Origin of the sequence: Salipiger marinus, assembly GCF_035481585.1 — a bacterium.
In the GTDB taxonomy this organism is placed as follows: domain Bacteria; phylum Pseudomonadota; class Alphaproteobacteria; order Rhodobacterales; family Rhodobacteraceae; genus Salipiger; species Salipiger marinus.
In genome coordinates, this window is sequence record NZ_JAYKSL010000011.1 from 48,337 (window position 1) to 68,784 (window position 20,448).

A 20,448-nucleotide genomic window follows, 5' to 3' on the forward strand; every position below is an offset into this window, starting at 1 on the left:
CCGCCTTGCACCGCGCGCTGCGGCCACATGCCCCGTGACAGCGCGCGCAAACTCCGCCATCACACTGTCATGACCAACCGCCTCGCCCTCTGGATCGGAGCCGCGCTGCTGGCCGCCATCATGGCGGACATCCTGCTTTACGACGCGGGGCATCTGCTGTTTCTTGGCCGCAGGTTCTTCGTGCTTCTGGACTGGATCGCGTTCTGGAGGTGAGCGCTAACATGTTGCGGTTGACTTGCCCCTGCGATCCTGTTGACTTCACCACGCCTGCCAACTCTCGGACAACGAGGAGATTTCCATGACCGTCAAGGTAGCCATCAACGGCTTCGGGCGCATCGGGCGCAACGTGCTCCGTGCCATCATCGAATCGGGCCGCACCGATATCGAGGTCGTTGCCATCAACGATCTGGGCCCGGTCGAGACCAACGCCCATCTGCTGCAGTTCGACAGCGTCCACGGCCGCTTTCCGGTCGAGGTCAAGGTCGCGGGCGATACCATCGACGTGGGCCGCGGGCCGATCAAGGTCAGCGCCGAACGCAACCCCGCCGACCTGCCCTGGGGCGATGTGGATGTGGTGCTGGAATGCACCGGCATCTTTACCGCCCGCGAAAAGGCGGCGCAGCATCTGGCCAATGGCGCGAGCCGCGTGCTGGTCTCTGCCCCCGCGACCGGGGCGGACAAGACCATCGTTTACGGTGTGAACCATGACACGCTGACCAAGGATGATCTGGTGGTGTCCAACGCCTCCTGCACCACCAACTGCCTGTCGCCGGTGGCCAAGGTGCTGAACGATGCCATCGGCATCGAAAAGGGCTTCATGACCACCATCCACAGCTATACCGGCGACCAGCCGACGCTGGATACCATGCACAAGGATCTGTATCGCGGCCGCGCCGCCGCGCTGTCGATGATCCCGACCAGCACCGGGGCCGCCAAGGCCGTGGGTCTGGTGCTGCCGGAACTGAACGGCAAGCTGGACGGCGTCGCGATCCGGGTGCCCACGCCGAACGTGTCGGTGGTGGATCTGGTGTTCGAAGCCAAGCGCAGCACCACGGTCGAGGAGGTGAACGAGGCCATCCGCGCCGCCGCCAACGGGCCGCTGAAGGGCATTCTGGGGTTCACCGACAAGCCCAACGTGTCGATCGACTTCAACCACGATCCGCATTCGTCGATCTTCCATATGGATCAGACCAAGGTCATGGACGGAACCATGGTGCGCATCCTGACATGGTATGACAACGAATGGGGCTTCTCCAACCGCATGGCCGACACCGCCGTGGCGATGGGCAAGCTGATCTGATCCCGAACGGACGGGAGACGTGACCGGAACGGGGCCGCAAGGCCCCGTTTTCCGTTTCAGTCTGACACCATCTGCCGGGCGGCGGCATAGCCCTGCTGCACCTCTGCCCCGGCGGGGCTGCGGCGGCTGGTGAAGACCGGCAGCACCTGCGTCTGCACCGGCACCGGCGCGGGCATCGCCCGCTCCACCAGCATCATATCCGGGCCGGTCCGGCCTGCGGGTCTGGGCGCGCCCAGCGTCAGCCGCCGCGCGGCGGCGGGGGTTTCGGTGATCTCCATGATCCGGCTCCTGTTGCTACTGACCGGAGCCTAGCGCGCTGTGGTTGACAAACCCTTTCCAGAACCCGCCAATCCGCCGCCGCCATGCAGAGAGCGCATCCCGGGACGACCGTTCCGACAATTGTGCTGCACCGCAGCGAGGCTTAGGTTAGCGCCAACACCACAGATCAGATCACAAAGGAAACCTAAAATGACCCATGCCTTCCAAAGCCTCGCCCGTCACTTCGCCTATCTGCGCACCCGCAGCACGCTGCGCGCCCTGCCCCTGCGCACCCGCATGGACTGCAATCTGGATGGTCGCGAAGACGCGCTGGCCCATCGCGCGGTTTACGGCGCCTGACCCTCAGGCGGTGCCGAAGCGGACCTTCAGCGCGTCGTTGACCGTGGGGGTGACAAACTTGCTGACATCGCCGCCAAGCCGCGCGATCTCCTTGACCAGCTTTGACGCGATGGCCTGATGCCGGGCTTCTGCCATCAGGAACACGGTCTCGATGCTGGTATCCAGCGCGCGGTTCATGCCGACCATCTGGAATTCATACTCGAAATCCGCCACGGCCCGCAGGCCGCGGATGATGATCTGCGCCCCCACGTCGCGGGCGCAGTCGATCAGCAGGTTCTCGAACGGATGCGCCACGATCTCTGTCCCGGTGCGGGCGGACAGATCGGCGCATTCGCCCTCGATCATCGCCACCCGCTCGTCCAGCGAAAACAGCGGACCCTTGTCGCGGTTGATCGCGACGCCGATCACCAGCCGGTCGACCAGAGCGGCGGCGCGGCTGATGATGTCCATATGGCCCAGCGTGATGGGATCGAAAGTGCCGGGATAAAGGCCGATTCGCATGGGGTCTTCCTGTCCTGCGTGGGGGGCTGAACCTCGGCGCACGCAACAATATTGCGCCGGTGATTGCAACCCCGAAACGCGCACGGCACTAGAAGCCCATGATCATGCCCTGCAGCGCGTCCTTCTCCATGGCCAGTTCGGCGATCTGCGCCTTGACCACATCGCCGATGGAGATGATGCCGACCAGCACGTCATCCTCGACCACCGGCATGTGGCGGAAGCGGCCTTCGGTCATGCGGGCCAGCACCACGTTCACATCCTCGTCGCGGGTGCAGACCTTCAGCTTGCGGGTCATCAGATCCTCCACCGGCGCCTCCAGCACCGAGGCGCCGCGCGCGGCGAGCACGCGCACGATGTCCCGCTCCGACAGGATGCCCAGAGGATGCTGCCCGTCCTGAGAGATCACCACGCCCCCGATCCGGCGTTCGGCCAGAAGCTTTGCCGCGTCGGCCACGCTGGTCTGCGGCGGCACCGTGATCACGCCATCGCCGCCCTTGTCCCTGAGAATCTGTTGCACCTGCATCTGGGCCTCCTCCTGCCTTGCGCCTGTCGGGAAAGCGTCCGACCGCAGCGGGCTTCTGTCAAGCCAGACCTTCGAGAGAGGAGAGTTCCCGCCGCACGCCCTCGGCCAGCGCTGCGGCAAACCGGTTGAGCCGGTCCAGCCTCCGGTCGTCCACATGGCGCACCAGATAGAAGCTGCGGGTCAGCGCCACTTCCTCGGGCAGCACCCGCACCAGCCCCGGGGCTGCGGGCAGCGCAAAGTCATGCACGATGCCCAGCCCCGCCCCCAGCCGCAGCCAGTGAAACTGCACCGCCACCGAATTGGAGGCGAGCCGCACCCGGTCCAGCCCCAGATCCGCCAGATAATCCAGTTCCTTGTCGAAGATCATGTCGGGAATGTAGCCCACGATGCGATGCCCCTGCAGATCGGCGCGGCTGCGGATCGGCGGATGCCGCGCCAGATAGTCGCGCGAGGCCGCCAGATGCAGGCGGTAATCGCTGAGCTTCTGCACCAGCAGCCGCCCCGCACTGGGGGCGGAGACGGCAATCGCCATATCCGCCTCGCGCCGGGTCAGGTTGACCACCCGCGGCAGCGCCACGATCTGCAGATCGAGATCGGGATTGTCGGCGGAAATCGCGGCGCAGACCTGCGGCAGCAGAAAATTTGCGCAGCCATCCGGGGCGCCGATGCGGATCTGGCCCGAGAGCGTGCCTTCGGCCCCGCGCAGCGCCTGCACCCCCTGCCCCAGCGCCTGCTCCGCCGCCTCGGCATGGGCCAGAAGCCGCGCGCCCGCCTCGCTCAGCGCGTAGCCCTGCGGCGACTTGCCGAATAGCGGATGCCCCAGCCCCTGTTCCAGCCGCGCGACGCGGCGCCCCACCGTGGCGGGATCCATCCGCAGCAGCCGGGCCGCCGCCGACAGGCTTTCGCCGCGCGCCACGGCAAGGAAAATCCGCAGGTCATCCCAGTTTTCCGTCATGGCCGCACCTGAATTTCTGCAAAACGCTTTTGCCGGATTACCCCTGTTTCCCGCATTTTTGCAAGGTTAGGCTGGCCGCGACCGATCAGGAGGATCAGACATGGAAGAACTTTGCCATTTCATCAACGGCCAGCGCGTCAAGGGCACCTCGGGGCGCTTTTCCGACGTGATGAATCCCGCCACCGGCGAGGTGCAGGGCCGCGTGCCGCTGGCCAGCGTCGAGGAACTGAACGCCGCCGTGGCGCAGGCCGCCGAAGCCCAGAAGGCCTGGGCCACCACCAATCCGCAGCGCCGGGCCCGCGTGATGATGGCCTTTGGCGCGCTGATCAACACCCATATGGACGAGCTTGCCGAACTGGTCAGCCGCGAACATGGCAAGACCCTGCCCGACGGGCGCGGCGACGTGCAGCGTGGGCTGGAGGTGATCGAGGTCTGCATGGGCGCGCCGCACATGCTCAAGGGGGAATATACCGACAATGGCGGGCCGGGCATCGACCTTTATTCCATGCGTCAGCCGCTTGGCGTGGTGGCAGGCATCACGCCCTTCAACTTCCCGGCGATGATTCCGCTGTGGAAGATGGGCCCGGCGCTGGTCAGCGGCAACGCGATGATCCTGAAGCCGTCGGAACGCTGCCCCTCCACCTCGCTGCGGCTGGCGGAACTGCTGAAAGAGGCCGGGCTGCCCGATGGCGTGCTGCAGGTCATCAACGGCGACAAGGAAGTGGTGGACGCCATTCTGGACAATGACACGGTGCAGGCCGTGGGCTTTGTCGGGTCGACCCCGATCGCGCAGTATATCTATGGCCGCGCCGCCACCAACGGCAAGCGCGCGCAGTGCTTCGGCGGTGCCAAGAACCACATGATCATCATGCCCGATGCCGATCTGGACAAGGCGGCGGATGCGCTGGTGGGCGCGGGCTTCGGCGCGGCCGGCGAACGCTGCATGGCGATTTCCGTGGCCGTGCCGGTGGGTCAGGCCACCGCCGACGCGCTGGTCGAACGGCTGGTGCCGCGGGTCGAGGCGCTGAAGGTCGGGCCCTATACCGGGGGCGCCGATGTGGATTACGGCCCCGTCATCACCGCGCAGGCCAAGGCGCGCATCGACGGGCTGGTGGCCTCGGGCGTCGATCAGGGCGCGAAGCTGCTGGTGGATGGCCGCAACTTCTCGCTGCAGGGCTACGAGAACGGCTTCTTTGTCGGCCCCTCCTATTTCGACCACGTCACCCCCGACATGGAGATCTACAAGGAAGAGATCTTTGGCCCGGTGCTGTCGCAGGTCCGCGCCGACACTTATGAGGACGCGCTGAACCTTGTCATCGACAACCCCTATGGCAACGGCACCGCGATCTTCACCGCCGATGGCGATACCGCGCGCGATTTTGCGCACCGGGTCAATGTGGGCATGGTGGGCATCAACTTCCCGATCCCGGTGCCGCTGAGCTACCACACCTTCGGCGGCTGGAAAAAATCGGCCTTCGGCGATCTCAACCAGTATGGCCCCGATGCCTTCCGCTTCTACACCAAGACCAAGACGGTGACGGCGCGCTGGTTCTCCGGGATCAAGGACGGCGGAGAGTTCAACTTCAAGCCGATGGACTGACCGGCCTCGGCGACCCCCCTGTTCAGGGGGGTTGCCTCCCGCCCGTTTCGGCGGGACGATGTGCCCGCGACCCGAACCGGGCGCAGCAACGGGGACAGATGTCAGTCACATTCCGAATTCTTCCTGACCGTGGGCTTGTTTATGTCAGGTATGACGGCATCGCGGTGCTGGAGGAAACCTTCCGCGCCTTTGACGCCTATGCCCGCCACCCGCAGCAGCGCCCCGGCCAGAAACAGCTGGTCGATCTGGCAGGCATCACCGGCGTGGAACAGGATTACGTGCGCCTGATGGCGCTGCAGTCGCGCAAGGCGGATCTGTTCAGCGCCCATGAAGGCCAGACGATGATCGTCTATTACGCCCCCACCCCGCTGTCCTACGATCTCAGCAAGATGGTGCTGCGGTCTTGGGACGGGCTCGACAGCATCGTGGCGCTGGTCCAGCAGACCGAAGCGGGCGCGCTGACCCTGCTGGGGCTGCGCGAACGCAGCTTTGCCGCGCTGCTGCAGACGGCGGTGTGACGTCGCGCTGGCAGAAGCCGCGGCCCGCGCTATCTGTGATCAAAGCCGCCTGCTGCCTGCCGCCCGAGATGCCTGCGAAGGGCCTGCCATGCCAAGCCAGCTGACCATCTTTCCAGAGCGCAATCTGGCCTATCTGCACTATGCGGGCCGGACGACGGCCACGCAGTGCCTTGGCACCAGCAGGACGCTTCGCGACCATCCGCTGCGGCGCAAGGTTCAGGGCTGGCTCGTCGATTTCTCGGCGCTCGAAGGCTTCGGCAGCGATTTTGACGAGATGCGCGCGGCGGTGCAGCAGGTGGCGCTGCAGCATGACGGCCAGCCCCCCGATACCCCGCTCGCCATCTACGCCCCCTCGGATCTGGGGTTCGGCGTCGGGCGTATGTACCAGCAGATCTGCGCGGGCCTGCTGCCGATGCGCATCGGCGTCTTCCGCGAGGCGGACCGGGCGCTGGCGCATCTGGGCCAGCCCGAGGTGGAGCTTGCCGCCTTTCTCGCCAAAGCGCGCTAGATTGCGTCGCTTCACCGTTGAAACCGGCGCGGCACGGGTCTATATGTGAATTGTCTCGGCAACGGGACTATGGGCATAAACGCGCATGGAATAAGCGGATCGGACCCGGGGGCGGTACCCGGCGGCTCCACCAGACATCCCTTCGTTGGGGGACCATGGGGCCGAAACAGGATCGACGAACGTGTAAAGATGTGGCTTTGTCCCGGTGAGATACCACCGTTATCGGTTCATCAAGCATAATTGCCAACGACAATCGTGCTCCGGTCGCTCTGGCTGCGTAAGCAGTCCGAAAGATCGATTCTTAAGCCCTTGCGCCTAGCAGCGTAAGGCGGGGTTCGCAGGCACCTGGCAACAGAAGCCTGCACTTTCCCCCCCTCCCATTCTCTGCATTGACCGGACCCGTGGCGGCTGACAGCATCGGCGCATGCTGCGTCTGGCCCTGTGTCTTTGTGTCCTCTCCTCTGCCGCGCGGGCCTGCGAGACCGCGCTGCTTCTGGCCATGGACGTGTCGAATTCCGTGGATGCCGCCGAATACCGGATCCAGACCGACGGTCTGGCACTGGCGCTGCGCGATCCCTCCATCGCAGAGATCGTGCTGCGCGACCGCGTGGCGCTGGCGGTGCTGCAATGGTCGGGCCCCGACCGGCAGGAACTGTCGCTGGGCTGGCTGCAGCCGGGGGATGCCGCAGGACTTGCCGCGCTGGCCGCGCGGGTCGAGACGATGCCGCGCGCCTTCCTGCTGTCGGACACCGCGCCGGGGGCCGCGCTGATGGCGGCGCTGGATGCTTTTGCCACGGCCCCCGACTGCAAGCGGCGCATCATCGACATGTCCGGCGACGGCACGCCCAATGCGGGCAGCAATCCCGCCGCCGCGCGGGTGCGGGCCGAACGCATGGGGGTCACGGTCAACGGGCTCGCGATCGAGGCACAGGGCGCGGGCCTGCCGGTCACCAATTTCTACCGCCGCAGCCTTGCCACCCGCGACGGATTCGTGATGACGGCGCGCAGCCACCGCGGCTATGCCGAGACGCTGCGCGCCAAGATGCTGCGCGAACTGTCCCGGGTTCTGGGCTGAGCGTCATGATCCCGTTACCCTTGCCGGGCAGACAGGCGCGATGACTGCCCCCACCCTTGCCGACCTCACCCGCACCTTTGGCCGCATCGGCCTGCTGAGCTTTGGCGGCCCCGCCGCGCAGATCGGCCTGCTGCACCGCGTTCTGGTCGACGAACGCGGCTGGCTGGACGAACGCCAGTATCTGCGCGCGCTGTCCTTCTGCATGCTGCTGCCGGGGCCAGAGGCGATGCAGCTTGCCACATGGGCGGGCTGGCGGCTGCGCGGCGTGCCCGGCGGGCTGATCGCGGGCGGGCTGTTCGTGCTGCCCGGCGCGCTGGTCATCGCGGCGCTGGCGCTGGCCTATGCCGCATGGGGCGACCTGCCGCAGACAGAGGCCGTGCTGCTGGGGGTCAAGGCCACGGTGATCGTCATCGTGGTGCAGGCGCTGCTGCGGCTCGGGCGGCGGGTGCTGCGGGGGCCGCTGGCGCTGGCCTTGGCGCTGGCCGCCTTTGTGGCGCTATATGCGCTGCAGCTGCCCTTTCCGCTGGTGGTGGCGGGGGCGGCGCTGGTGGGAATCCTGCGCCCAAGGGCGGATCCCGCCCCCGCCGCGCCCCCGCCCCCACTTGCGGGCGCGGGCAACTGGCGCGCGCTGCTGGTCTGGGCCGCGCTCTGGCTGCTGCCGCTGCCGATTCTGGCGCTGGCCGGTCAGGGCCTGCTGGTCGATCTGGGCCTGTTCTTCGCCAAGCTCGCGGTGCTGTCCTTTGGCGGCGCCTATGCGGTGCTGGCATGGATGGCGCAGGAGGCGGTGGCGCTGCGCGGCTGGCTGACGCCCGCGCAGATGGCCGATGCGCTGGGGCTGGCGGAAACCACGCCGGGGCCGCTGATCCTTGTCACGCAGTTCGTGGGCATGCTGGCGGGCCATGGCGCGGGGGGCTGGCCCATGGCGCTGGCGGCGGGCGCGCTGGTGCTGTGGATGACCTTCCTGCCCTGCTTCCTGTGGATTTTCGCCTTTGCCCCGCATCTGGAACGGCTGCTGGCCCGTCCGCGCCTGCAGGCAGCGCTGGAGGCGGTGACCGCCGCCGTGCTGGGGGTCATCGCCAACCTGTCGCTGTGGTTCGCCATCAACGTGCTCTTTGCGCAAAGCGTCGTGCTGGAAGCGTGGCCGCTGCGCCTTACCCTGCCCGATCCTGCCACGCTGCGGCTGGATGCGGTGCTGCTGACAGCACTTGCCGCGCTGCTGCTGGGGCCCGCGAAGCGGTCGATCCTGCTGACGCTGCTGATTTGTGCGCTGGCGGGCGGCGCGCTGCGGCTGGCGGGCTGGGGGTGATGCCCCATGCCGCGCCCGTTGCGGAAAATTCCCCGCACCTCTTTTCCTCGGCGCCAAATCGAATATGGTGGCCGAAAGGCACGAGGATCAAGGCCATGTCCGGCGGCATCGACTACGGCAATCTCATGCATCGCGCCATGCGCGGGCTTATTCATGACGTTCTGGCGGGGGTGCAGGCCTCCGGTCTGCCGGGCGAGCATCATTTCTTCATCACCTTCGACACCCAGCATCCGGATGTGGAACTGGCCGACTGGCTGTCCGACCGCTATCCGGGCGAAATGACCGTGGTCATGCAGCACTGGTATGACGATCTGGAGGTGAATGACGACGGTTTCGCGGTCACGCTGAACTTTGGCGACGCGCCGGAGCGGCTGTATATCCCCTATGACGCGATCAAGACCTTTGTCGATCCGTCGGTGGAATTCGGTCTGCGCTTCGAGACCCATGACGAGGATGACGACGAGGATCCGACCCCGCCGGATGACAAGCCCAAGCGCCCCCGCGCGGTGGAGCCGCGCCAGCAGGACGCAGAGGTGGTCCGGCTTGATTCCTTCCGCAAATGAGCATTCGCCCGTGACCCGCTGCCACCGATGGCGGGCCGCGTCGCATCGGCATCACGGCTGAGCGCGGCGCGGGAGGGCGGGGGCACATGCGGAACACCAGCGATCTGAGCCTGTTTCTGGGGCAGATGCTGCGCCGACCGCAGTCGGTCTCGGCGCTGATGCCCTCTTCCGAACGGCTGGCCCGCGCCATGGCGGCGGAAGTGCCCGAGGGCACGGGGCCGGTGGTGGAGCTGGGGCCGGGCACGGGCAAGATCACCCGGGCGCTGCTGGAGGCGGGCATCGCGCCTTCGGATCTGCATCTGCTCGAAATCAATGATGATTTTGTCTCCTTCCTGCGGCTGCGGCACCCGGATGTGCATCTGCATCATCGCGGCGCGCAGGACATGGACCGCATCGGGCTGCCCACGGCGCGGGCCGTGGTGTCGGGCCTGCCGCTGCTGTCGCTGCCGCGCGACCTGCAGCGCGCCATTCTGGAGGCGGCGTTCCGGCTGCTGCCGCCGGGGGCGCCGCTTATCCAGTTCACCTATGGTCCGTCCAATCCGGTGCCCGGCCCGCTGATGCGCGATCTGGGGCTGGTGGCGGAACGCGGGCGCCGGGTCTGGCACAACATGCCGCCCGCCCAGATCTACCGCCTGCGGAGGCCTGCGGCCTGAGATTGGGGCGCTAACGGCAGCGCGGGCAGCTTCTGCGCCGTTGCCCCTGCCCCAAGCTGCCGCTAAACCGCACACAATCGTATGCTTTCAGGAGGCAGAGATGGCCACGACCCGCACCGAAACCGACAGCTTCGGCCCGCTGGAGGTTCCCGCCGACAAGTACTGGGGCGCCCAGACCCAGCGGTCGATCATGAATTTCCCGATCGGCTGGGAAAAGCAGCCCGTGCCGATCATCCGCGCGCTTGGCGTGGTCAAGAAGGCCTGCGCGCAGGCCAACAAGGATCTGGGCACGATGGAGGCGCAGATCGCCGATGCGATCATCGCCGCCGCCTCCGAGGTGATCGAGGGCCAGTTCGACGACAACTTCCCGCTGGTGGTCTGGCAGACCGGGTCGGGCACCCAGTCCAACATGAACGCGAACGAGGTCATCTCGAACCGCGCCATCGAGATGCTGGGCGGCGAGATGGGCTCCAAGAAGCCCGTCCACCCGAACGACCATTGCAACATGGGCCAGTCCTCCAACGACACCTTCCCGACCGCGATGCATGTCGCCATCGCGATGCAGGCGCGTGACGTGCTGCTGCCGGGCCTGCGCAAGCTGCATGACGCGCTGGCCGCCAAGTCCGAGGAATTCCGCGACATCATCAAGATCGGCCGCACCCATACGCAGGATGCGACACCGCTGACGCTGGGGCAGGAATTCGGCGGCTACACCCATCAGGTGAAAAAGGGCATCGAGCGGGTCGAGGCCTGTCTGGGCGACATCTACGAGCTGGCGCAGGGCGGCACCGCCGTGGGCACCGGGCTCAACACCCAGAAAGGCTGGGCGGAGATGGTCGCGAAGAACATGGCCGACATCACCGGCCTGCCCTTCGTCACCGCCCCCAACAAGTTCGAAGCCCTTGCCGCCCATGACGCCATGGTGATGTTCTCGGGCGCGCTGAAGACCGTGGCGGCCTCGCTGTTCAAGATCGCCAACGACATGCGTCTGCTGGGGTCCGGCCCGCGGTCGGGTCTGGGCGAACTGATCCTGCCGGAAAACGAACCGGGCTCGTCGATCATGCCGGGCAAGGTCAACCCGACGCAGGCCGAAGCGCTGACCATGGTCTGCGCGCATGTGATGGGCAATGACGCCGCCGTGGGCTTTGCCGGATCGCAGGGCCATTTCGAGCTTAACGTCTACAACCCGATGATGAGCTACAACGTGCTGCAGTCCATGCAGCTTCTGGGCGACAGCGCCTCTGCCTTCACCGACAACATGGTGGTGGGCACGCAGGCCAACGTGGCGCGGATCGAAAAGCTGATGAAGGAATCGCTGATGCTGGTCACGGCGCTGGCCCCCACCATCGGCTATGACAACGCCACCAAGGTCGCCAAGACCGCGCACAAGAACGGCACCACGCTGAAGGAAGAGGCGATCGCGCTTGGCTTTGTCGATGCCGAGACCTTCGACCGCATCGTGCGCCCCGAAGACATGATCGGCCCCAAGGGCTGAACCGGTCTTCTGCCTGTCCTCCGGGGCCCTGCGCGGGCCCCGGTTTTCCGCCGATGTGGCAGCGCCTTATCATTTTGCACACATTGCCGCCGCGCACCGCCGCGCTAAAGTCCAATCCATGAGCAAGGTCATCAATCTCAACCGGGCCCGCAAGGACCGGCAGCGCGCCGAAAAACGCGCCGCTGCGGATCAGAATGCCGCCCGACACGGTCTGAGCAAGGCCGAAAAAATGCTGGAAGCCGCGCGCGCCAAGAAGGCGGACGCGGCGCTGGACGGCCACAAGCTCGACGAATGAGCGGGCGTCCGGTCAAACGCTCGCTGACGCTGCGCGGGCATCGCACGTCTGTATCGCTGGAAGAGATTTTCTGGCGGGAATTCCGTGTCATTGCCGAAGCCGAGGGCAAGACCCTGAACGCGCTGGCCACGGAGATCGACGAATCGCGCGGGCTCGACTCGGGGCTCGCCTCCGCCATCCGCGTCTATGTGCTGCAGCAGGTCAAGGCGCGGCAGGGCTGAGCCGCCGCGCCTTTGGTCCCGGGATCAGGCTTTCGCCAGACGCGCCTCGCGCGCCGCGCGCAGACGGGCGAAATCATCCCCGGCATGGTAGCTCGACCGGGTCAGCGGCGTGGCCGACACCATCAGGAAGCCCTTGCCATAGGCGGTTTTTTCGTAGGACGCGAATTCATCCGGCGTCACGAACCGGTCGACGCGGTGATGTTTCGGCGTCGGCTGCAGATACTGCCCGATGGTCAGGAAATCGACATCCGCCGCGCGCATGTCATCCATGACCTGCCCCACCTGTTTGCGGTCTTCGCCCAGCCCGACCATGATGCCCGACTTGGTGAAGATGCGCGGATCAAGCTCCTTGACCCGCTGCAGCAGGCGCAGGGAATGGAAATAGCGCGCGCCGGGCCGCACCTCGGGGTAAAGCCCGGGCACGGTTTCCAGATTGTGGTTGAACACGTCAGGCCGCGCCGCAACCACGGTTTCCAGCACAGAGGGCGCGCATTTCAGGAAATCCGGCGTCAGGATTTCGATCGTGGTGCCGGGCGAACGGTGGCGCACGGCGCGGATGGTCTGGGCAAAATGCTCCGCCCCGCCATCATCCAGATCGTCGCGGTCCACCGAGGTGATGACCACATGGTTCAGCCCCAGCTTGGCCACCGAATCCCCGACCCGGCCCGGCTCGAAAACGTCCAGCGTCTCGGGGCGACCGGTGGCGATGTTGCAGAAAGTGCAGCCGCGCGTGCAGATGTCGCCCATGATCATCATGGTTGCGTGGCCCTGGCTCCAGCATTCGCCCACATTGGGACAGCCCGCTTCTTCGCAGACGGTGACCAGCTTGTGTTCGCGCATGATGCGGCGGGTTTCGTTATAGCCCTCGCCGCCGGGCGCCTTGACGCGGATCCAGTCCGGTTTCTTGGGCTGGGCGTTGTCAGGACGGTGCGCCTTTTCCGGGTGGCGCTGTGCCGGGATCTTGAGGTCGCGCATGGCAAATTCCCCGCGTGCTGGGTCAGGTCGCCTTCAAGATAGGGCAGCGTCCGGCCCCATGCCAGAGCCGGTCCGCCCGATCGGGGGCGACGGTTCCCCGATCCCTACGCCCCTTGTGGGGAAAGCGCAATTGCCAAGCCCGCCGCCCGGTCAGGAGGAGAGCTTCATGGTGACCATGCCCGCCACGATCAGCGCCGCCGCGATCCCGCGCTGCAGCGTCAGCGCCTCGCCCAGAAACAGGATGCCGACGATAAAGGCCCCCACCGCGCCGATCCCGGTCCAGACCATATAGGCGGTGCCCAAGGGCAGGCTGCGCATCGACAGGCTCAGCAGCCAGAACGACCCGGCCATGCCCGCCACCATCACCAGCGTCGGGACAATCCGGGTGAAGCCATGCGACTGCTTCATCGCAAAAGCCCAGACAATTTCAAGAAGACCGGCGACCACCAGAAGGATCCACGCCATGACACGCTCCATTGCTTCGGGCCGTCCCGCGTGGTTCCCGATGTGGGGAAGGTCGTCCTTCGCCGCCAGATATGGCGGCTCTGGCGCGGGGGTCAATAGGCAGGAACGCTTGCCCGCGACCGCGCGGTCAGATCCTCGCCCACCCCGCGCAGCCGCTGCGCCAGATCGGTGAACCAGCCCTGCGCGGGCGTGCTGGCGCGGCGCACCAGCCCGATGCTGCGCGACGGCTCCGGAGTGGCAAAGCGGCGCAGGCACATGCCCTCGGCGGCGCGCGCTTCGGTCGGAATGGCGATCTCCGGCATCAGGGTCAGGCCGAACCCCGCCGCCACCAGCCGCGACAGCGTGGCCAGCGACGATGCCCCCATGTTGATGCGCGCATTGCCCCGGCTGCGGCCACAGACCGCCAGCGCCTGATCGGTCAGGCAGTGCCCGTCCTCCAGCAGCAGCAGCTGACTTTCGCCCAGTCCTTCGGGATGTGGCACGTCGTTGTAAAGCTCCAGCCGTGCGGCGCTGCCCGCCAGCAGGAAGCGGTCCTCGAACAGCGGTTCGGCGGCGATGCCCTCGCGTTCGGCGGGCAGCGCGATCACGGCGGCATCCAGCCTGCCATCCAGCAGCTGATCCAGCAGCCGGTCGGTCACCGCCTCCGTCACCGACACGTCAAGCGAGATGTCCGCCGCGCGCATCGCTGCCAGCGCTTCGGGCAGGAAATAGGGCGCGATGGTGGGAATCACCCCCAGCGCCAGCCGTCCGGTCAGCCCGCCGCGCCGCCGTGCCGCCTGTTCCAGCGCCGCCACCTCGCCAAGGATGCGGTCTGCCACCTCCAGCACCTCGCGCCCGAAGGGGGTCAGCACCACATCGCGCGCATGGCGTTCCACCAGCGGGCCGTTCAGGGTGGTTTCCAGTTCGCGGATCTGCACCGACAGCGCGGGCTGCGACACATGGCAGGCCTCCGCCGCGCGGCGGAAATTGCGCTGTTCGGACAGGGCCTTGAAATAGCCGAGCTGGCGGAGGGTCATGTTCATAGGAAAATGTTATCAATCTTTAAATAAACTGCAATTGGAAATTATTCAAAGGCTTCTACATCCTGTCGGTGAAGGGGCCACTGCCCCACCACTCCATCGAGGAAGCCATGACCAAGCGACTGACCACCTCCGCCGGCGCGCCGGTGCCCAGCAACAACACCTCCGCCACGGCGGGCCCGCGCGGCCCGGTGCTGCTGGAGGATTATCAGCTGATCGAAAAGCTGGCCCATCAGAACCGCGAACGCATCCCCGAACGGGTGGTGCATGCCAAGGGCTGGGGCGCGCAGGGCACCTTTACCGTCACGCATGACATCAGCCGCTACACCTGCGCCAGCCTGTTCTCGAAGGTGGGCACCACCTGCGAGATCCTGTCGCGCTGGTCCACCGTGGCGGGCGAACTGGGTGCTGCCGATGCCGAACGCGACGTGCGCGGCTTTTCGGTGAAATTCTACACCGAAGAGGGCAACTGGGATGTGGTCGGCAACAACACCCCCATCTTCTTCATCCGCGACGCCTATAAATTCCCGGATTTCATCCGCACCCAGAAGCGCCACCCCAAGACCAACCTGCGGTCGCCCGAAGCGATGTTCGATTTCTGGGCCGCCCAGCCCGAATCGGTGCATCAGGTCACCATCCTGATGTCGGATCGCGGCATTCCGGTGAACCCGATGCACATGCATGGCTATGGCTCGCACACCTATTCCATGTGGAATGCGGCGGGGGAACGGCACTGGGTGAAGTTCCATTTCCGCTGCCAGCAGCCGATCCGCAACTACACCAACGAACAGGCCGAGGAACTGATCGGCAAGACCCGCGAAAGCTATCAGGAAGATCTGTATAACGCGATCGACGAGGGCCGCTTCCCGAAATGGGAGCTGAACATTCAGGTCATGCCCGAGGCGCAGGCGGAAACGCTGGACTTCAACCCCTTCGATCTGACCAAGGTCTGGCCGCATGACCAGTTCCCGCTGATCCCGGTGGGCATGCTGGAATTCAACCGCAACCCCGACAATTACTGGCAGTTCGTGGAAAACGCCGCCTATTCGCCGTCCAACAAGATCCCCGGCATCGGGTTTTCGCCGGACAAGATGCTGCAGGGCCGGATCTTTGCCTATGCCGACGCGCATCGTTACCGGCTTGGCACCCATTACGAGGCCCTGCCCGCCAATGCGCCGAAAGCGCCGGTGCATCACTATCACAAGGACGGGTCCATGCGGTTCTTCCCGCAGGTCACCGGCCATCCGGATGCCTATTACGAGCCCAACCAGTATGAGGAATCCGCCAAGGCCGATCCTTCCGTGATGGAGCCGCCGCTGCGCATTTCCGGCGATGCCGACCGCTATGTGCAGGAAGACAAGGATGCCGATTACGTCCAGCCCCGCGCGCTTTATGCCGAGGTGCTCGACGACGGCGGGCGCAAGCGGCTGCATCTGAACATGGCCCGCGCCATGTCGCCCTGTTCGGACAGCGTGAAAGAGCGCTGGTATGCCGTGCTGCGCCGCGTGCACCCCGAATATGAGGCGGGCGTGCGCAAGGCGGCCGAGGATCTGAAATCAGGCACTATCGACGATTATCCCGGCATTCCCGTCACCAGCGATACGCCGGTGCGCGTCGCGGAATGATCTAGGGCCAAACGTCAGGGGGCGGTGCCACGGCACCGCCCCCTTTTCCATCGCCCCGCAAGCGCTCAGCCGATCAGCCCGCCGCCGGGTCCGGTGGTCAGGTCGTAATGCCGTTTCAGCCGCTGCAGCGCGATGCGCAGCACAATCTTGCCAGAGCGGGCGGCCCATCCCATGCGCTTTTCCGTGGTCTCCAGCCCCTCCAGATAGCAGCAGCATTGCAGCGCCACGTCGCCCAGCCCGGGCCCCAACTCGCGCAGCGCCGCCGAAAACCGCAGCCGCGCCGCTTCGGGCCCGCGCGGATGCCCTTCGCCCGCGCCCGGCACCACACCTTCGGTCAGATACTGGTCCCAGTTCTGCGCCGCCCGCTGCCCCATCTGCGCCAGTTCGAAATCCTCGCGCAGTCTTTCGCCCGCCCGCACCAGATCCTCGGCCAGAAACGGCGCGCCGTCCTTCTCGCGCCGTCGTGCCAGCACGGCGAGCGGGCTTTCGGCGATGACATAGCGGCGGCGGCCCCGGGGATCGGCCTCTTCGGCGTCCAGCGCCGCCTCTGCCGCGCGCCCGGTGTCAAAGCCCGCCTGCGCCTCGGCAAAGCCGCGCAGCTTGTTTTCCTGTTCCGCCAGCAGATGGCTCAGCGCAGCACGCCCGCCGGGGGTGATGCGATAGCGGGAAATCCGCGCCGGAGCCTCGCAGGCGATCCAGCCCTTCAGCGCCATGGCCTGCGCCACCGGCGCATCCACCACCGCCGTGCGGGCCGACCCGCCCTGCCCGGTGTCGCGCACCACCACCGCCTTGTCCATCTCGGCGGCCACTGCCAGCACGGCGCCGTTTTCGCAAAGCCGCCGCAGCACGCGCCGCGCCTCCCGCGCCAGCGTCACCGCGTCGGGGGTCATGTCGTTCAGCGCTTCGGCCATCGTTCCGCACTCCTTGCCGGGCCGCGCCTGCATCGCCCCCGCCTCGATCCCGCCAAGCTTGCGCAGCGCCCCGTCCACCAGCGGGTCATCGCGCAGCGTCTCCATGCGCCGCACCTGCCGCAGCACGGTGGAGGCATGGCGCCCCGCCTCGCGCGCCAGTTTGCGGATGCCCTCGCCGCCTTCGGTATGCGCCAGATAAAGCCGGGCCTCTTCCGGCACCCATGCTGGCAAATGCGCCGCCCAGCGGGCCGCTCCGGCTGCGGCGGCAGATGATCCTGATCCCGGTGGCTTGGTCATGTTGTTCACAAGTTTATCCCCAACAGCACGCAACCTATTGGTGTGTGTGTTACCCGACGGTTAAAATCATCCTGGTTTCGTCAAATTATCCCCAAAATATAAACAATCTTGAAACGACCGGACGTGCGCTCCGGCCTCACGGCAACAGCGCTCCGGCCTGTGTAGCCTTGCCCCCGTCACCAGACCGAAGGGACAAGACCATGCAAGACATCCTGAGCCTGCTTGCCAGCCTGCGCCGTCCGCGCCTGCTGATCCGTGCCGCGCGCATCGGCGCCGACGATTACCGCCGCGAGGCGCATCTGGCGCGGATTCTGGGCTATGCCGCCCTACCGCGCAGCGGTGCCGCGCTGATGCGGCTTGTCGATCTGGAGGCGGATCTGGACCTGCGCCGCCGCGCCGAAGACACGGCCTATTCCATCGCCCGCCACGTCGAGGTGCTGGCGGCGATCATGGGAGAGGCGCGGCTGCTGCGTGCCGGTCTGGGCGCGGAAGCGGTCTGAGGCTCAGATCTCGGGGCCGATCTCGGCCTTGCGCCGCGCCACGAAGGCCCGCAGCGCCGTCTCGACATCCTCGGGCAGCGGCGGCACGTTATGGCTGTCCAGCCAGTGCCGGACCTGCGCAGAGGCCCGTTCCATCGCATCCCCCGTCTCCGCCGCGCCGCCCGGATCCTCTGCGGCGGCGCCGCGCCCGACAAAGTGCCCCCCCGGCCCGATATCGCGGATCAGGTCCAGCGCCGCCGCGCCCTCCTCGGCCACGGAGTGCGACGGAACCTGAAGATCGGTTTCCAACTGGTTGGCGTCCATCACAAATTTCTCGAAATCCGCCACCAGCCCGCCATCGAGCCAGCCGCAGGCATGCAGGATAAAATCCACGCCCGCCGCCTGCGTCTCTGCCAGCCCGCGCGCGGCCTCGTATCCCGCCTGCGCGTCCGGCAGGGCCGCGCCGGTCAGGGCGCCGCCGCAGCGGAACGGAATCCCCATGCGCCGCGCCAGCTGCCCGGCCCCGCGCGTGATCTGCACCGCCTCTGTCGTGTCGAACCGCGCCGCGCCTCCCGCCGCATCCACCGAGGCCACGAAGGGTCCAAAGATCACCGGCGCGCCCGGTCGGATCAGCTGCGCATAGGCGACGCCCGCCCGCACCTCTGCCAGCATCTGCGCCAGCGTGCCGCCCACCGTTTCGGGCGCCGTGGCGCCGGGCAGCAGGAACGGCGCCACGATGCAGGCCTGATTGGCCGCGGCATAAAGCTCCAGCGCCTTGGTCATGGTCTCGTCGAAACAAAGCGGCGATCCCACGGAAATCAGCGCGGCGAGCACGGTCAGCCCGTCCTCCAGCGCCGGGCCGAACAGGATCCGCGCCATGTCCAGACTGTCGCGCACATGGGCGGGCTCGGTCACCGCCCCCATGAAGGGCTTGTCGGACAGGGTCATATGGGCCAGCAGCATGTCCAGATGACGGCTGTTCACCGGCACGTCGGTCGGCTCGCAGATGGTGCCGCCGGAATGGTTCAGCGCCGGAGCCATCTGCGCCAGCTTCACAAAATTCCGGAAATCCGACAGCGTGGCAAAGCGCCGTCCGCGCGCTGCATCCTGCACGAAGATCGGCCCGTAAACGGGTGCCATCACAGGAGTTTTCCCGCCAATCTCGACACTGCGATCCGGCGTCCGCGCCGTCTGGACAAAACGGGCGGGCGCCTTGGCGCACAGGCTGGCGACCAGTTCGGGCGCAAGCCGCACCCGTTCGCCTTCGATCTGCGCCCCGGCAGCCGACCAGCGGGCCAGCGCGTCGGGAGAGTTGATGAAGTTCACGCCGACCTCCGCCAGCAGGCGATCCGCCACCGCCTCGATCTGGCGCAGCGTGCCATCATCCAGCAGGCCATGGGGGGTGTCATCGCGGGTCATCAACGCATCGGCCATCCGGTTTCCTTATCTGACGCGGCACAAACCCGGCGCCGCCGTCACAGTCTAGCCCGGCAGAGGGCGCATGTCGCCGACCCGCAGCGGCGCTTCGCGCACAAAAACGACATGTTGCAGGTGAAATACGCCGCATTTTCGGGGATGCCTCGGGTTCGGCTTAAGCGGATATTCACGCCTGCTGCGTCAGGATCACCGGAATGACCCCAATCTGGTGCGGCGGTGATGGTTTCCGTTCTTGTGCATGTTGTCGTGCTGCTTGCCCTGTTCCTGACGGTGCCGGTTTATGCCGAGTCTGCGGCACATGGCGCGGAGCCGCACCCCGCCAGCGGTGCGGCTCCCTCTGCCGGTCAGACCGGCCTCTGTCAGGGATTTGGCCCGCAAAGCCCGCGCGACATCTCCAACCCGCACGGGCTCAATCCCGCCCGCTACGCCATGGCCCCGCCGCCCGAGGATCTGAACCTGTGCAACATCCATCTTCACTCGAATGCCGAACATATGGGGCCGGGTTTTGCCATCTATGCCGGCTCCGGGGAGCATGGCGGCTTTCGCTGCGCGGGCAGCACCTCGCTCAGCCCCGCCGAACTGACCCGCCCCGAACCGGGACATGCCCGCTTCGACGGGGTAGAACCGGGCGACACGATCGAGGTGCACTGGGTCTATTCCTCCTGTCAGGTCGCTCCGGGGCCGGGGCTGGCCTCCTGCCTGTCGCCAACCTGCCAGAACCCTGACCTGCGCGTGGAGGCGCAGGTGTTTCTGGTGGTGAACGATCCCAACGCCCTGGATTTCCGCGACTTCATCTATTACGGCACCCTGCGCGGCGGGCGCTATCAGGCCCGCTCCCTGCCCACGGGCACCGGTCAGCCGGTGCTGTTCCGCGGCTCCACCACCGGGCCTGCCTATTCGCAGGCCACCTGCTCGCCGCTGCAGGTCACATGGTCGGTGCGCCCGCGCTGCGCCCGGCTCAACATCGCCTCTCTGGACGCCTGGGCCGAGATGGGCAACGTGTTCGAGGAAACCCACAGCCACGGCGTCCGCCCCCTTGTCACCGCACCGGAATTGCTCAGCCCCATCGGGGAATAACCGCCGCCCGCACGCGCCCGCGCGAAGGCAGG

The 20,448-nt window shown here is 66.6% G+C and carries 25 protein-coding genes and 1 other RNA gene; 17 read left to right on the forward strand and 9 right to left on the reverse strand.

Annotation, left to right across the window (positions count from 1 at the left end):
* Window positions 1-69 precede the first annotated feature (69 nt).
* Window positions 70-213 (forward strand): hypothetical protein, encoded by a 144-nt coding sequence (locus VK682_RS15345; RefSeq protein ID WP_230794581.1) that lies wholly within the window; start codon window positions 70-72, stop codon window positions 211-213.
* Between the two features lie 85 nt (window positions 214-298).
* Window positions 299-1,300 carry a type I glyceraldehyde-3-phosphate dehydrogenase gene (gene gap, locus VK682_RS15350; RefSeq protein ID WP_089851341.1) on the forward strand — a complete coding sequence of 334 codons (1,002 nt, stop codon included), beginning with the start codon at window positions 299-301 and terminating at the stop codon, window positions 1,298-1,300.
* Between the two features lie 56 nt (window positions 1,301-1,356).
* Here the strand turns inward: gap and VK682_RS15355 are convergent, their stop codons facing one another.
* Complete coding sequence (locus VK682_RS15355; RefSeq protein ID WP_230794580.1) at window positions 1,357-1,578, reverse strand: hypothetical protein; 222 nt, start codon at window positions 1,576-1,578, stop codon at window positions 1,357-1,359.
* Between the two features lie 190 nt (window positions 1,579-1,768).
* Between VK682_RS15355 and VK682_RS15360 the strand changes: the two genes are divergently transcribed.
* Entirely contained in the window at window positions 1,769-1,918 is a 150-nt protein-coding gene (locus VK682_RS15360; protein WP_089851344.1) for a glyceraldehyde-3-phosphate dehydrogenase, read from the forward strand.
* A 3-nt stretch (window positions 1,919-1,921) separates the two neighbouring features.
* Here VK682_RS15360 and coaD read toward each other — a convergent pair whose 3' ends face one another.
* The 3 genes from coaD to VK682_RS15375 all read right to left on the reverse strand — a co-directional run bounded on the left by coaD (window position 1,922) and on the right by VK682_RS15375 (window position 3,897).
* The gene (gene coaD, locus VK682_RS15365) at window positions 1,922-2,419 is read right to left on the reverse strand and encodes a pantetheine-phosphate adenylyltransferase (RefSeq protein WP_089851346.1); all 498 of its coding nucleotides are present in this window, start codon (window positions 2,417-2,419) and stop codon (window positions 1,922-1,924) included.
* 88 nt (window positions 2,420-2,507) lie between these two features.
* Window positions 2,508-2,942, reverse strand: a complete 435-nt coding sequence (locus VK682_RS15370) for a CBS domain-containing protein (protein ID WP_089851347.1) — start codon at window positions 2,940-2,942, stop codon at window positions 2,508-2,510.
* 58 nt (window positions 2,943-3,000) lie between these two features.
* Window positions 3,001-3,897: a LysR family transcriptional regulator gene (locus VK682_RS15375; protein ID WP_089851349.1), complete on the reverse strand. Its 897-nt coding sequence runs from the start codon at window positions 3,895-3,897 to the stop codon at window positions 3,001-3,003.
* 100 nt (window positions 3,898-3,997) lie between these two features.
* On the opposite strand from VK682_RS15375, the gene VK682_RS15380 reads away from it, so the two are divergent.
* From VK682_RS15380 to VK682_RS15430, 11 genes are all read left to right on the forward strand, one after another.
* Complete coding sequence (locus VK682_RS15380; protein WP_089851351.1) at window positions 3,998-5,497, forward strand: CoA-acylating methylmalonate-semialdehyde dehydrogenase; 1,500 nt, start codon at window positions 3,998-4,000, stop codon at window positions 5,495-5,497.
* A 98-nt stretch (window positions 5,498-5,595) separates the two neighbouring features.
* Complete coding sequence (locus VK682_RS15385) at window positions 5,596-6,015, forward strand: hypothetical protein (protein WP_324782198.1); 420 nt, start codon at window positions 5,596-5,598, stop codon at window positions 6,013-6,015.
* Between the two features lie 88 nt (window positions 6,016-6,103).
* Window positions 6,104-6,523 carry a hypothetical protein gene (locus VK682_RS15390; RefSeq protein WP_324782199.1) on the forward strand — a complete coding sequence of 140 codons (420 nt, stop codon included), beginning with the start codon at window positions 6,104-6,106 and terminating at the stop codon, window positions 6,521-6,523.
* A gap of 13 nt (window positions 6,524-6,536) precedes the next feature.
* Window positions 6,537-6,889: a transfer-messenger RNA gene (ssrA, locus tag VK682_RS15395) on the forward strand.
* A gap of 58 nt (window positions 6,890-6,947) precedes the next feature.
* Window positions 6,948-7,598, forward strand: a complete 651-nt coding sequence (locus VK682_RS15400; RefSeq protein ID WP_089851357.1) for a DUF1194 domain-containing protein — start codon at window positions 6,948-6,950, stop codon at window positions 7,596-7,598.
* Window positions 7,599-7,638: 40 nt separating this feature from the next.
* Window positions 7,639-8,904, forward strand: coding sequence for a chromate efflux transporter (gene chrA, locus VK682_RS15405; protein ID WP_324782200.1), 1,266 nt, complete (start codon window positions 7,639-7,641; stop codon window positions 8,902-8,904).
* A 95-nt stretch (window positions 8,905-8,999) separates the two neighbouring features.
* A complete protein-coding gene (locus VK682_RS15410; RefSeq protein ID WP_089851361.1) occupies window positions 9,000-9,467 on the forward strand; it encodes an SspB family protein in 468 nt (155 codons plus the stop codon).
* A gap of 86 nt (window positions 9,468-9,553) precedes the next feature.
* The gene (locus VK682_RS15415; protein WP_089851363.1) at window positions 9,554-10,120 is read left to right on the forward strand and encodes a class I SAM-dependent methyltransferase; all 567 of its coding nucleotides are present in this window, start codon (window positions 9,554-9,556) and stop codon (window positions 10,118-10,120) included.
* Window positions 10,121-10,220: 100 nt separating this feature from the next.
* On the forward strand, window positions 10,221-11,615 hold the full coding sequence (fumC, locus tag VK682_RS15420; RefSeq protein WP_089851365.1) for a class II fumarate hydratase: 1,395 nt from the start codon (window positions 10,221-10,223) through the stop codon (window positions 11,613-11,615).
* A gap of 118 nt (window positions 11,616-11,733) precedes the next feature.
* Window positions 11,734-11,910 (forward strand): DUF4169 family protein, encoded by a 177-nt coding sequence (locus VK682_RS15425; protein WP_089851367.1) that lies wholly within the window; start codon window positions 11,734-11,736, stop codon window positions 11,908-11,910.
* The gene (locus VK682_RS15430) at window positions 11,907-12,131 is read left to right on the forward strand and encodes a ribbon-helix-helix domain-containing protein (RefSeq protein ID WP_230794574.1); all 225 of its coding nucleotides are present in this window, start codon (window positions 11,907-11,909) and stop codon (window positions 12,129-12,131) included. Before VK682_RS15425 ends, VK682_RS15430 begins: the two co-directional genes overlap by 4 nt.
* Before the next feature lie 24 nt (window positions 12,132-12,155).
* Here VK682_RS15430 and lipA read toward each other — a convergent pair whose 3' ends face one another.
* From lipA to VK682_RS15445, 3 genes are all read right to left on the reverse strand, one after another.
* Window positions 12,156-13,106 (reverse strand): lipoyl synthase, encoded by a 951-nt coding sequence (gene lipA / locus VK682_RS15435; RefSeq protein WP_089851371.1) that lies wholly within the window; start codon window positions 13,104-13,106, stop codon window positions 12,156-12,158.
* Window positions 13,107-13,256: 150 nt separating this feature from the next.
* Window positions 13,257-13,571, reverse strand: a complete 315-nt coding sequence (locus VK682_RS15440) for a DMT family transporter (RefSeq protein ID WP_089851373.1) — start codon at window positions 13,569-13,571, stop codon at window positions 13,257-13,259.
* A gap of 92 nt (window positions 13,572-13,663) precedes the next feature.
* Complete coding sequence (locus VK682_RS15445) at window positions 13,664-14,593, reverse strand: LysR substrate-binding domain-containing protein (RefSeq protein WP_230794573.1); 930 nt, start codon at window positions 14,591-14,593, stop codon at window positions 13,664-13,666.
* A gap of 107 nt (window positions 14,594-14,700) precedes the next feature.
* On the opposite strand from VK682_RS15445, the gene VK682_RS15450 reads away from it, so the two are divergent.
* A complete protein-coding gene (locus VK682_RS15450) occupies window positions 14,701-16,215 on the forward strand; it encodes a catalase (RefSeq protein WP_230794572.1) in 1,515 nt (504 codons plus the stop codon).
* 65 nt (window positions 16,216-16,280) lie between these two features.
* On the opposite strand, the gene VK682_RS15455 is transcribed toward VK682_RS15450, so the two are convergent.
* A complete protein-coding gene (locus tag VK682_RS15455; RefSeq protein ID WP_230794571.1) occupies window positions 16,281-17,423 on the reverse strand; it encodes a DUF6456 domain-containing protein in 1,143 nt (380 codons plus the stop codon).
* A 200-nt stretch (window positions 17,424-17,623) separates the two neighbouring features.
* Here VK682_RS15455 and VK682_RS15460 point away from each other — a divergent pair, with 200 nt between their 5' ends.
* Window positions 17,624-17,923, forward strand: a complete 300-nt coding sequence (locus VK682_RS15460) for a DUF6477 family protein (RefSeq protein WP_230794570.1) — start codon at window positions 17,624-17,626, stop codon at window positions 17,921-17,923.
* A 3-nt stretch (window positions 17,924-17,926) separates the two neighbouring features.
* Here VK682_RS15460 and VK682_RS15465 read toward each other — a convergent pair whose 3' ends face one another.
* Window positions 17,927-19,336, reverse strand: a complete 1,410-nt coding sequence (locus VK682_RS15465; protein ID WP_230794569.1) for a trimethylamine methyltransferase family protein — start codon at window positions 19,334-19,336, stop codon at window positions 17,927-17,929.
* 222 nt (window positions 19,337-19,558) lie between these two features.
* Here VK682_RS15465 and VK682_RS15470 point away from each other — a divergent pair, with 222 nt between their 5' ends.
* Window positions 19,559-20,416: a delta-class carbonic anhydrase gene (locus tag VK682_RS15470; protein WP_230794568.1), complete on the forward strand. Its 858-nt coding sequence runs from the start codon at window positions 19,559-19,561 to the stop codon at window positions 20,414-20,416.
* The last annotated feature ends 32 nt before the right edge of the window (window positions 20,417-20,448 follow it).